The sequence below is a fragment of the Micromonospora sp. NPDC049060 genome, from assembly GCF_040649055.1.
Lineage (GTDB): Bacteria > Actinomycetota > Actinomycetes > Mycobacteriales > Micromonosporaceae > Micromonospora > Micromonospora reichwaldensis.
In genome coordinates this window covers 25983-38579 of sequence record NZ_JBEZEV010000066.1, presented here as the reverse complement: position 1 = coordinate 38579, position 12597 = coordinate 25983, and the positions used below count along the sequence as shown (strand labels likewise).

Annotated in this window: 8 protein-coding genes; 6 read left to right on the top strand and 2 right to left on the bottom strand. The window is 70.8% G+C overall.

The genetic code is table 11. The features are described 5' to 3' along the window. Positions 1-75: 75 nt before the first annotated feature. Positions 76-1674, bottom strand: coding sequence for a hypothetical protein (locus AB0B83_RS21765; RefSeq protein WP_357579701.1), 1599 nt, complete (start codon positions 1672-1674; stop codon positions 76-78). A 140-nt stretch (positions 1675-1814) separates the two neighbouring features. Between AB0B83_RS21765 and AB0B83_RS21760 the strand changes: the two genes are divergently transcribed. The 6 genes from AB0B83_RS21760 to AB0B83_RS21735 all read left to right on the top strand — a co-directional run bounded on the left by AB0B83_RS21760 (position 1815) and on the right by AB0B83_RS21735 (position 11059). Then, on the top strand, positions 1815-2381 hold the full coding sequence (locus AB0B83_RS21760) for a hypothetical protein (protein WP_357579700.1): 567 nt from the start codon (positions 1815-1817) through the stop codon (positions 2379-2381). Between the two features lie 75 nt (positions 2382-2456). Next, positions 2457-3533, top strand: coding sequence for a hypothetical protein (locus AB0B83_RS21755; protein ID WP_357579699.1), 1077 nt, complete (start codon positions 2457-2459; stop codon positions 3531-3533). Continuing rightward, positions 3526-4506 carry a MoxR family ATPase gene (locus tag AB0B83_RS21750; RefSeq protein ID WP_357579698.1) on the top strand — a complete coding sequence of 327 codons (981 nt, stop codon included), beginning with the start codon at positions 3526-3528 and terminating at the stop codon, positions 4504-4506. The genes AB0B83_RS21755 and AB0B83_RS21750 overlap by 8 nt, the downstream gene beginning before the upstream one ends. A 9-nt stretch (positions 4507-4515) precedes the next feature. Then, entirely contained in the window at positions 4516-5673 is a 1158-nt protein-coding gene (locus AB0B83_RS21745; protein WP_357579697.1) for a VWA domain-containing protein, read from the top strand. Then, on the top strand, positions 5670-8489 hold the full coding sequence (locus AB0B83_RS21740) for a YqgE/AlgH family protein (RefSeq protein ID WP_357579696.1): 2820 nt from the start codon (positions 5670-5672) through the stop codon (positions 8487-8489). Before AB0B83_RS21745 ends, AB0B83_RS21740 begins: the two co-directional genes overlap by 4 nt. Before the next feature lie 53 nt (positions 8490-8542). Further along, positions 8543-11059 (top strand): tetratricopeptide repeat protein, encoded by a 2517-nt coding sequence (locus AB0B83_RS21735; RefSeq protein ID WP_357579695.1) that lies wholly within the window; start codon positions 8543-8545, stop codon positions 11057-11059. Here the strand turns inward: AB0B83_RS21735 and AB0B83_RS21730 are convergent. Next, positions 11056-12537 carry a hypothetical protein gene (locus AB0B83_RS21730; RefSeq protein ID WP_357579694.1) on the bottom strand — a complete coding sequence of 494 codons (1482 nt, stop codon included), beginning with the start codon at positions 12535-12537 and terminating at the stop codon, positions 11056-11058. The genes AB0B83_RS21735 and AB0B83_RS21730 overlap by 4 nt on opposite strands. Between the last annotated feature and the right edge of the window lie 60 nt (positions 12538-12597).

Here is a 12597-nt window from a genome sequence, read left to right as displayed (position 1 = left end):
CGCCACGGCGAGAGCCTCGCCGTGGCGCGTCACGCCCCGCTCGTACACCGGGCGCCCAGGCGGGCGCGCCTTACGTCACCGTTCCTGCGGCGGGCCGGGGTCGTCGAGCAACACGACCAGGTCGTCACGTCCCACCTCGGTCAGGGCCCCCCGCAGCAACCACATGCGGTCGCGCACCTCGAGCCACTCCCAGAGCGCCTGTGCCCTTCGCCCCGGCTCGAACCTGGCGCGGTCGTACACCGGCACGTCGAGTACGTCCACCAGGTCGTCCCAGCTCTGGCCCAGACGCCGGGCGAACTGGACCTTGATCCGGCCCGGGTACCTGACCGGCCGGGCGGGAGCGGCGGTGTCCGGGACAGCGACCTGGGATGGCGGGGTCGGTGGGGTCACCGTCGCCGACGGCGGCGGCTCGGTGGCCGGCGACAGTGCAGGCGGGACCGCTGGGGTCGCAGCGCCGTTCGGCCCGGACTGGGTCGGTGGAGTGGTGGGAACTTCCGATTGTGGTCCCGAGAGGTCTGTGTAGGCCCGGGTGGCGAGGGCGGCGACCTCGAAGAACCACCACCGGTCGGCGATCGGGAGGTCCTCGTCGGCGACGGTACGCAGCGCAGAGCCGACCAGCAGGAGCAGGTGTTGGCGGGCCCAGGCTCCGGACATATCGCGACGCCGGCCCCAGGAGGCCGCTGCCGTGTGGATACGCCGTATGACGGCCAGGTAGCCGGCCACCGGCGGCGATGCCGGGTGGCGCTCCGGTGCGACGACGAGTTCGGCCAGGGCGGACCGCAGCGGCGTCTCTGGCGCCAGCGCGGGAAGCCAGGCGGCCGCCACGGAGAGCGCGAGCTTGACCGGGTCCCGCGACACAGGAGTTGTCGGAGAGAACCGCCCCAGATCGATGAGGCGGAAGTTGTCCGCGAGCACCCGCTCGCCGGTAGGCACGAGGATGTTACCCAGGTGCAGGTCGCCGTGCCCGTTGCCGACGAAGACGTCGATCTTTTCCCGGCCGGCGTCGAGCCTGTCGGTGAGCAGCCCGAGAGGGTTGGGCAACGGGCCGGCGCGGCCGGGTAGCCACACCTCGCTGGACGGGTCGGTGAGGGAGAGCCCGTGCCGCCCGGCGAAGCCGGCAAGGCGGTCACGATGCCCTTCGAGGAAGTCGTTCAGGTGGTCGGCGGCCGTGCGTTGCACCGGATCGGGGTCGTGCCCGGTCCCCCAGTCCGCGCTGATGCGATCCACGATCATGCCGCAGATCTCGCCGAAGTCCGGCTCGTCGATCAAGGCGGCAAGTGAGCGCAGTTCCCCGACGGATCCTTGGGCCACCTGCTGCTGGTGCAGCCACCAGTACGTGCCGGGCAGGGCACAGGCGTTGACCGTATCCACCAGGTGCTGCCGCCAGAAGTTCTCGGGCGTGAACTGTCGGGCGCGCTCGACCCCGGCGGTCTCCGCAGCCGCGAGCTGCGGCGGCACGAGTTTGACAATCGCCTCACGGAGCATGCCTCGGTCTGGGTGCAGGCGGACGACGGCGACGTAGGAGCCGCTGCGCCCGTCGGTGAGCCACCGTCGGTGGGTCACCCGTGACGCCTGGGCCTCCGCCCATCGCACCAGACCCGCGAGGACCTCGTCGGGCAGGATCGCCCGCCAGGCGTCCGGGTTGGTCAGACGATCATCGGAGGCTTGGCTCAAGGTCCTATCCTTCTGCCGGGGCGTCCACTGTGGCACCGGCCGTCGAGCGTACGCGCAATCTCCACGTGAAAGGACCGCAGATGAGGGCGGAGACAGGTAGGAGGCGCAAGAGGTCATCGGCGCACGCCACGCACGGCGAGATGCCCCACGACGAGGTGTTGGACCTGCTGAAGTGGCACATCGAACGCTACGACAGGTTACGGGTGTCGACGGCCAGCCGTGCCTCGGTGGTGCTGAGCGCCGGGGCGATCCTGTCCGCCGGCAACGCCCTGCTGTTGACTCAATTACTCAGCGACATGACGGACTGGATGACGGCATGGTGGTTGCTGGCGTTCACCGTCATGGCCCTGCTCGACGCGGCGCTGGTGGTGGCGTCGCTGGTCAAGGCGGCGAACGTGCTGGTCACCCCACGGCGCAGCCGCGCGATGCTGCCCAGCGGCGCTGACCTGCCCCGCAGTCTCGTCTTCAACGGAACGGACACGGTCGCCCACGTCAAGACCTTCGACGACTTCCGGACAGCGGTCGAAAGCCAGAGCCGGCCGGAGGTGCGCCGGGCCGCCGAGGTGGAGCTCTGGGTGGGTATCCAGCAGCACCGCCATCGGTACGGCCGCCTGCGGGAATCCGTACGCCTGCTCCGTCTGGCCGCGATCGTGTTCGTCGCCGTACTGGCGGTCGTCATGCTCGTCAACGCCGCCCACGGTTTCTGACGTCGCAGACGGGATTGCCGCGTCCGCCGTGCTGTGGTGGGATTCTGCATCCACCCGTGATCCGTACCAGTGACAGTGGACGGTTTCGACGATGCTCCAGGACTATCTGACCCGACAGACCACTGCCCGGCGGGCGGCAGCCTGACCATGAGTGGTCAGGGCCGGCCCGCCGGGGGAAGTTCCTTCCCCGGTTGGGCGAAGGTGAAGTTCTGCCAACGGATGCAGCCGGACAACTGGCGTGATCTGGCCGATCTCTTCGACGTCAGCCCTGCCGACCGGGCGCGGTTCACCCCGGGAGACGAGGCGCGGTCGCTGTGGGAACTGGTCGAGGCGCGCGGCCAACTGGACAGGCTGCCCGATCTCCTGGACGGGATGGGGCGCGCTGAACTCTCTCTCCTGCTCCGACAGTCGCGCGAAGCGGCTGAGCAGCCGACGCTCGCTCTGCCTCCCGTACCCCAGCAGGATCTGAACACTCTCTTCTTCGACCTTGAGGAGATCCGACACGCCCTGATGGAGGACGCCGAGCAGTTGCGTCAGCGCCGACGTTCGACGCGGGACGCACCGGCCAGCCTGGCCCCGTTCGTCCTGACCCACCGGGATTCCACCGTGGCCGACAGGATCTGTGAGTGGTTGCCGCACTGCTACTACGGCATCGCGTGCAAGCCAAAGATCACGCTCGGTCCGCTGGTGACGTCGGTTGACGCCCAGGTCGCCCGGATGGCGCGCTTCCGCGCCGAGTTGGAGCACTCGGACGTCGCCTGCCACGTCTATGGCGTCGACGCCCCGACGAAGACGATCACCACGTTCTTCGAACGGCTCGCGTCCGCACTAGATGGAGCCAGCAGGTGCCTGGTGGTCATCGTGACCGCCGCGCCCGGTGTCCGGCTTCCCGACACGTTGCCGCGACTGCCGGCACCGGGCTTCCGCCGCAGCCACGTGACCCTCTGGGCGCAACGCATCGTCGCCGAGCGCGGGTGGCAGCCCGGCCTCGCCACCGCCTGGGCCGGGCTCGTCAGCGAGTACGCCGTCGACGTGGGCGAGATGCTGCACATCGGCCGGGCCTACGAGGCGCTGGAACAGTCGATCAATGACCTGCTCACCGACGAGGCGGGCTTCCGACGTGACCTGGAGAAGAGGATGAGCCTTGGATAGCCGGCACCGGATCGACGCCACCACCCGCTACGACCGCCGGGCCGAACTACCACCCGAGCAGCTGATCGAGGTGGCGGAGGTCGACCAGTCCCAGCTCGCGGACCCGCCGATGCGGAAGGTCACCTGTGAGCCGTACCTGGCCTCGCAGGAGTTGGAGGACGCGACGAACCTGGCCATCGCCCTGGGCCGTCCGCTGCTCCTGCAGGGTGACCCGGGCGCGGGAAAGACCCGGTTGGCCCACGCGGTCGCCTACGCGCTCCAACTGCCCCTCGAACAGGCCTACGTCAAGTCCACCAGCCGCGGCCAGGACCTGCTCTACACCTACGACGCGGTCCGTCGGCTCTTCGACGTGCAGACCGCGACGCCGCGGCAGGTCACGCGGACCACCCGCGCGCAGCACCGGGGCAGCGATCCGGCTCGCTACGTCCGGTTGGGGCCGCTCGGTCGGGCCATCGCCCGGGCCGGCCATGCCCGGCGGTCCGTCGTACTCATCGACGAGATCGACAAAGCGGACATCGACTTCCCGAACGACCTGCTGCGCGAACTGGACCGGCTGGCCTTCGAGGTCGCCGAGGCCGGCGACATGCGGTACGCGGTGCCGGACGTCCCGGAGCTGCGGCCGATCATCATCGTCACCAACAACGAGGAGAAGGCGCTGCCGGACGCGTTCCTACGTCGGTGCATCTTCCACTACGTCCGCTTCCCCACCGACCGCGCGGAGCTCGAGTCGATCCTGTCGCTGCACGACGTGAGAGACACGGCGCTGCGCGACGCTGCGGTCGACGTGCTGTTCCGGCTCAGGGAGCTGGACCTGCTGAAGAAGCCGGGGCTCAGCGAACTGCTCGACTGGGTGCACTACCTGGAGTCGGCCGACGTGGACCCCGACGCCGTTCACCGCGTGCCGCACAGCGGAGCACTGATCAAGCAGCAGGCGGACCAGCTGCGCGTCGATCGTTGGCTCGCCGGCGACTGAGGAGAACCGATGCAGCCACGCTTCGTGCCGGACCTCGTCGCACTGCTGCGGCGCCGTGGCATCCCACTCGGGGTGGACGACGTCGCAGCGCTGCGAACCTCGCTCGCCGCCGGCTTCGGCTGGGAGTCGCGAGCCGGCCTGTGCGAGCTCTGCGTGTCGCTGTGGGCGAAGTCCCCTTCGGAGGCCGAGGTCGTCCGCGCGGCGTTCGCCGCCGTCGCCGTACCGGACTGGAACGTCACGCAGGCACTTCGACCGGGCAGCCAGAACGCGCCGGACGCGCCGGACGCGCCGTCATCGGTGCCGCCGGGTGCCAGCCCGGTGACAGGCGCCGGAAGCGGGACACCCGCCACCCTGCCGCAACCACGCTCATCCGTCGGTGTGGCACCACCTCCGCACAGCGGTCTGGACGATCCGACGCTGATCCTGGTGCCGCAGTATCCGGTGACGCCACGCGCGGTCGCGCAGGTGTGGCGACGCATGCGGCAACCCGCACGTCGTGGCCCGGCAGTGGAACTGGACGTCGAAGAGACGGTACGGCGACAGGCGCGCACCGGGGTCGTCACCCCACCCGTGCTCGTTCCGGCACGACGCAACGTCGCCCGACTGTTGTTGCTGGTCGACATCGGCGGGTCGATGCTCCCGTACGAAGACTTCGTCGCGCACGTCGAGCTGTCGATCCGGCGCGCCGCCCGCTTGGACGTCCTGGCGGTCCGATACTTCCACGACGTGCCGGGGCACGCCGACCGGGCCGTGTTGGCCGGTGCCGACGCCAGGCACGCCAACCTCGATCGGATCCTCGCCGACATTTCCCCACTCGCCGGCGGTCGCGTCTACCGGGAGCCCGAACTGACCCGAGGGGAGACGTTGTCGGCGGTGGTGGAGGGTGTCGGCAGGTCGGCGGCCGTGTGCGTCGTCAGCGACGCCGGAGCGGCCAGGGGGCGGCTGGACCTCATCAGGCTGCTCGACACCGTCGCGATGCTGAAGGCACTGCGCGGCCCCGGACGGACGACCGCGTGGTTGAACCCGGTCGACCCGCGAAGGTGGGCACGGACGACTGCGGCGCTCGTCGCTCGGCACGTCCCCATGCACCCGCTGACCGTGTCGGGCATGTATGCCGCCGTGGACGTCCTACGCGGCCGGTTCACCCCGGTGGCGAGGCCGCTGTGACCGCCGTCCCGCTGCAACGAATCGCTGGCGACCTGCGCGCCGTGCAGCGCGTGCTACCACCGGGCGCCATCGAGCTCGCCTGTCACGCCAGTCTGCCGGTGGCGGTCGACCCACCTCTGCTGCACCTGATCAGGACGAACTTCCTGCCGGACCTGCCGTACGACCTAGAGGCCCGGCTGCTGCTGTCGCCGCTGTTCCAGGAGCTCGGCGACGGCCTGTACGAGATCAAGCCAGATCTGCGCGACGTGCTCCTCGCCGCGTTGGTCGCCCGTCACGGCACGGAGCGGCTGCGCCGGGTGGCCATCCTGCTGGAGCGGTACACGGACCTGCGGACCTCGTGGCCGGACAGGCCTGAGCTGGCGCACGCCCAACGGCTGACCGCCCTGCACGTGCTGCAACCCAGGGAGGCGGAGCGCTGGCTGGCCCAGCACGAGCCGGGATCGGGCGGGGACGAGCTGGCCCCGACCTGGTTCGTGGCGATGCGCCGGCAGATCCGATCCGTGCCCGCCCGGGACCAGGGATTGTTGTCCCGGCTGCTCCGGGCGGCAACGGAGCAGTTGCGGCGGCCCGATCGTCCCCGGCAGGTCGCCGACGTGCTGGCCGTCGTCGCGCTACTCGGGCTCCCCGGCCTGCTAGCGGCAGCCGTGATGTACGCCCTGGAAGCCCTGCGCGCGGCGAGCGCCGACACCGATCCGGCTGTCCGCCGCGCTGCCCGCGACGCGCTACCCGACGTCGAGGTCGAGGTACGGCTCGACGACTCGGACGGCCTCGGCAGCCACCGGGCGCCCACGGACCGGCCCCGCGCCGATGGACTGGCGGACCCGACCGCATCACGGGTGGTGCTGATCGGCAACGGTGATCTGCGGGGCAGACAGTCGTTGCCGGGAATCGCCACAGCGCTCCAGGGCCTCGCGGACGCCCTGGCAGAGCCGGAGATCTGGGGCATCGACCGACGAAACTGCCAGGTGCTGCTCGGCGCAGGCCGTAGGGAGGTCGAGGCGGCGCTGCGCCGGGCGGCTGCCGAGGTGGGGCCGGACGGGCTGCTTCTGGTCCACTACGCGGGACACGGGCTGAGCGACCTGGCGGAGGAAGGACTCGTGCTCGGCACGGCCGACACCGACCTGCTGCTCCCCCGCCATACCGGACTGCCCTACTCGGTCGTCGAGCGGTGCCTGCGCGGCAGCGCGGCACGACAGACACTGGTCGTCCTCGATTGCGACCATACCGGGCAGATCAGCGGTTCGGCCTGGTTCAGGACGGCTCAGCCGGTCGACTGCCTCATCGCTCTTCAGCAGCCCGCCCTGCCCTCCCCCTCTGCCGGAGAGTTCCCGCTGACCAGGGAGCTGACCCGACTTTTGTGGTCGGGGATTCCCGGAGCGGGAACTCTGCTCGACGCCCAAACGATCTACCAGCAGCTCCAGCCCTCACTTCCTGCGGACGTCCATCTCCTGCTGGCCGACACGAACGACAGCCGCCTGACGCCGCTGACGCGTAACCGGGTCAGGCCGACGTCACCGCTCGTCGGGCGGATATTCTCCGTGGCCCCGGAGGCCACGGATGCGAGCCCGTACGGGGCGGTGGTGATGGTGCTACGGCACCACCCGCTCGAAGGAACTCTGGGAGTTCGGCTCGACGACCCCTTCCGCCAGAAACTCGACCTGCCACCGGAATGGTCCGGCCTGCCCGCGCCGCCGGCGGTGGCGTTCCGGGGAGGTACGCCGGCGGAGCGGCACGGGTTCATCGCCGTGGCACGGCTCCTAGATGACGAAGGCCTTCCGGCAGGCATCGCCCTTCTGCGCGACCGGGCCGGCGTGCTGACCCGACACGCCGCCCCTGCTCGGATCCGTCCGTACCTGGCAGGCATACGACTCTTCACGGGCTACCTCGGCTGGGCGCCGGACCAGTTCGAAGAACTGCTGGCAGAAGGCGCGGTATGGCAGGCGAACCAGGCCGTCGCCCACCGCCTCCTGATGACCGACCGACCGGAGCATCTCCCAGGGCGGCTGGCCCGTGCAAGCGCATCGCTCAGGTCCACCGACACATCTCGACCCGGCCTGACCACGCTGCTGCACGATCTGGTCGCGAGCATCGGTCGCGGCGACAGCGTGAGCCTCGTGCTGGGTCAGGATGCTGGCCGCCCCACAAGCGCCGCCGACGTCGACCGCCTCGTTCGGCCCGGCTCCACAACGAGCAGCGGTTCCGGCATAACGGCCCTGGGATCTCTGCTCGCCTATCGTGGACAGTGGTTCGAGCGTCAGGTCTTCACCATCCATTCGGCGCCCGTCGTCGCCCGTGCCGTGCGCGACGAGGGCAGCGAGTCGGCCCTCCTGCACCTCGTCGCCGACAGCTCGCTCCCGGCGCGCTCCGACGACGCCGTCCAGGTGTACGAGGTCAAGGACCACCCGGGACAACCATGGCCGCTGGGCCGTGAGGAAGGCGACGACGTCCGCTCCTGGACGGATCGCACGGCCGAACGGTTGGCAGAACTGATCACCGGCAATCACGTCTGTGTGGTGGGGCATGACGGTGCGCCGGGCGTGATCGTCGCGGCCCTGCGGCGGCTCAGGAAGAAGGGCCTGGCGCGCATCACCTGGGTGACCGCCTCGGACGAGCTTTCCGCCATCAGGGTGAGCCGCGAGGCGGACCTGGACCGGGCCCTCGGCGGGAAGGTCTCCTTCTACCACGGGGTGGACAGCGACCGCCTGTTCCCGCTTCTGCGTGGACGGCTCGGTGCCTTCCCGCCCGACACCCCCCGGCTGGGCGTGGGGGTCCGTTTCCCGCGCGCCGAGCACGAACTCCTCCTCGACCTCCGCTGACGACGCACCGACAGCCGGTCACCATCTCGAAGTCGCGTAAGGAGGTTGCCCTCGTGGACCACGTTGCTCTCCTGCCGTTGTACCGGTCGTGGCTCGCACCCGACGCCGCCGCCCGCGCCGCGGCCATCGCCGACCTCGCGGTGCCCGGGCCCATCGCGCTTCGCAGCCGGTACCGGCACCTACGCGATCCACAGGCACCGGTGGGGCCACTGCAGGAAGGCCTGTCCCTGGCCGAATGGCGAACGGTGCTGGAACTCGAGACTGAGGGCGACCGGGCCCTGCGGGAGGGCGACCTGGACGCGGCCCGGGACACGTTCATCCGGCTCGCCGAGCACGAGACGACCGCCGACCACCGCGTCGTACGGGTGCACGCGCTCATCGGCGAGGGCGACATCGCCCGGGCGTTCGACAAGGTGGATGAGGCGATCACCGCCTACGAGACGGCGTTGACGATCGCCACCAGCGACCGGTACCGGTTCGGGCAGTTGAGGGCGCTGGTGCCGCTCGGCTACCTGTCCCTCGCCTACTCGTCCGCGGTGACGGCGGGCGCACAGTTCCGCCGCGCGGAGGCCCTCGCGGTCGAGTTGGCCGATCCCCTGTACCGGGGCAACGTGGGGCTTGGCCTCGCCGAGTGCCTCGAACGGTCCGGCAACCTCGACGAGGCGGTCGAGCTCACGACGGCCGCCTACCGGGCCTTCGACGAGGTCGGTTCGACGATCGGCAGAGCGAACGCAGCACACCGCACCGGCGCACTGCTGCACCGGGCGCGTCGGCGGACGGAGGCCGTCGCGTGGTTGCGGAAGGCGCACGCCTGGTTCGTCGAGGTTGGTGATCCGGTCGGTCTGACGAACGTGCTGAGCAGCATCGGGGACCTGCACCTGGACGTCCAGGAGTTCGACACCGCCGAGCAGTGGTACGAGGAGGGCCTGCGCCAAGCGGAGCGGGCCGGGCTGCCGCGGGCACGAGCCCACGCGCTGCAGGACGTCGCCCGGGTTGCCCGGGGACGCCACCGGTGGGCGGACGCGGTCGTGAAGTTCGACCGCGCGCTGGCCGCGTACCGCGACATCGACGACATCGGTGGGATCTGGCACGCGCTCGACAAGAAGGCCGAGGCACAGGCGAAACTGGGACGACTCGACGCAGCGGCGCGCACCCGTTTGGAGGCGGTCCACTCGATCGAGGCGTTTCGCGCCGGGCACCGTGACGAACGGTCACAGCGCGAGTACCGGGAACGGTTCCGCCTCGCGTACTCCCGCGCGCTGGCCGCCGCGACCGCGGCCGGAGATGCGGCGGCCTTCGCGGTGGTCGCGGACTGTCTCGCCGGGCGTCGTCTGGCCGGCCTGATCGAGGCGGGTACGCGAACGACTTCAGGCCCGGAGCTCGAGCTCCTGCAGAACCTGCTCGCCCACGCGGACCAGCGGCTGGCGCGACACCGGCCCGCGCAGGCGTCCGCCCCCGGCAGTAGTCGGGAAGAACGTATCCGGCTGCTCGGAGCGTTCAGCCGCCACGGGCTGGCCGAGCCGGCGGAGGCATCGCTGGACGACCAGCTGGCTTCGGTGTACCTGCCTCCCGAACGCGACGGCGCTCCCCTGCTCGCGGCGGTGTCACCGCGTGCCCACCTGGTGCAGCTGCTCGTCGACCCGGTCGAGGCGCACCGGGTCCACTGGCTGTGGCGGGCGCCCGGTGCCGAGCCGCGAGTCGGTTGCCTGGACCTCGACGACGCGGCCCGGGACGTTCTCACCACGTTGTGCGGTGACCGGACCACCCGGGTCCAACTGCACATCGCCGATCTCGCGCCGGTCGTCTCGGTCCTACCGCCCGGGCTCGTCGACGCGCTAATGGCGGACGCCGATCCGGAGCTGCTCATCGTGCCGATCGGCGAGCTGTGGATGATCCCGTGGAGCGCGTTGCCGCTGTCGAGTGGCGGGGTGCTCGGAGAGCTCGTCCGCTACGCGGTCTGCCCTTCGTTGACGGTGCAGCGGCTACTGGTGGCTCGGGCCGCGTCCTCTCCCACGCCTGCGGACGGGAACGCGGTCGACGTGTGGCGCAGCCCGCTGGTGTCCGGCGAACACCTCACCCGTCTCGACGCGTCGCGCCTCACGCCGACGTGGTTGGTCTCGGCGTCCGCCGCACGGCAGCGGCTGCGCGACGGCGGGCGGATGATGGTGGTCGTCGGTCACGGGCGTCGCGCCCCGGGATTGGGGCACTACCTGGAACTCGACGAGGCCAGGTGGTTGGTCCCCGCAGACCTGCTCGGGGCGTCCACGCCCCGGCGGCTGGCCCTTCTGGTCTGCGAGGCCGGTTCGATCGACGAGGGCCGGCCGAGTGACCCGATCTGTCTGGCCACTCTCGCCCTGGCGGCTCGCTCCGACGAGGTCCTGGCGACTGTCGGGGAGCTCGGCGACTCCCATCCGGCGGCGCGGTACGCCGAGACTGTCCTTGCCAACATGGCCGAGTTCCCTCTTCCCGAGGCGCTGCGGCGTGCGACCCGGTGGCTCCTGTCGCATCCGGAGGTACGCACCGAGCCGATCTTCCACTGGGCACCTCTGATCCCGGTCGGCACGGTCTAACCGCGCTCGTTGTCGTCCAACAGGTCAGCCAGCTCCGGACGTCCGAGGGCGCGCAACGCCGGGGCGAGCTCTCCCAGCCGGAATCGCGCCTCGATCCAATCCCAGGTCTCGGACGCCTCACGGCCTTGTGGAAAGCCGGCCCGCACGTGCGGTGGCACCTCCAGATAGTCCGCGAGATCCTCCCAGTCGGTGCAGAGCGCCCGACAGACGGCGACCTTCACCTGCCCCGGGTAGGTAACCCGGTTTCCCTGTGGAGGGTCGCGCCGCAGGTCGAGGCCGCGCACCCTGTCGCTGGCCAACAGGCCACGCACCGGGCCGGGAATTCGCCCCGCGCCGGACGGCAGGAACGGGTTTCCGACGATGGGCGCCGTCCTCGGCACCCGCGCCCCTCCTACGCTGTTCTGCAGCAGGAGGGCGGCACGACCGGCCAGTCGGTAGCACCACCAGCGGACGACCGGGCCGAGGCTTCCGTACGTGCTCAAGGTCAGACCGTGCGTGACGAGGCCCAGCAGGTACTGCCGGTGCCACGCCTCGGGGTCCGGCTGGCGGTGGAGAACGCTGGCGGCGGTGCCGTACACCGCGCGGACGATCGCGGACTCCGCAGCGAGACCGTCCTGCCGTGGCGCGCGATCCGGATCGGTCACCAGGTCGAGGAGCAACCGGCCATGGTCGTCCCCCGACTTGGCGATCACCGGCGTCAGCACAGACAGCAGCAGCCTGACGAGGTCCCGGTCGATCGGTTGCCGGGCCTGGTAGCCCGACAGGTCCACCAGCAGGAACGGGCCCGGCTCGGCACCGCCTGTAGCCGTGCTGAGGAGCACGTCCTGGGCGTGCAGTCCCCCGAGGCCGCGGCCCTCGACGATGTCGAGTGTGAGGCCGGAGAGCGGGGAGCCGTCCTGGGCCAGCAGCAGCGGATCGGGCATCGACAGCCCGTCCACGCACACCCACGGCGACACGGGACGCTGTCGTCGATCGACCAGCGTACGGCCGTCGGCCGCGCCATCGGGCACCGCCATGCGCAGGAGGTCCAACGCCGCCACCGGACGGGTCGTCCAGTCGGCGTTCCAGTCGGCCAGCACCGCACGGACGACTGTGGCGCAGGCGGCAGCGGTCGCCGTCGGGGACAGCAGCGCCAGCGGCCGCAGGTCGCCAGCGACGGACCCCGGCGACTGGAGCAGCAGCGTACGCCCGCCCGACGTGCGCAGCGGCGATCGGACCTGGCGGGTGAGGTGGGGCCGGAACGCCTCCGGACACTCCTCGTAGGCGGTGACCTGCGCGTGGAGGTCGACCTTTGGGCCGGGTGCCAACCGCTTGACGACGACGGGCCGGGTGCCCGTTCGAGGATGGACAGCGAGAACGACGGTCACCAGCGCGCCGGTGGGTGCCTCGGCCCGCCATGCCGGCACAGGTACCCGGATCGTCAGCCCTGCGCCGTCGGCCCAGTCGGTCAACGCGATTGCGCTGTCGCCGCCGAGCAACTCGATCAGTTTCGGAGCTGTCACCTGGGGCCTCCTCGCCGGAGAGGTAACTGTCACGCT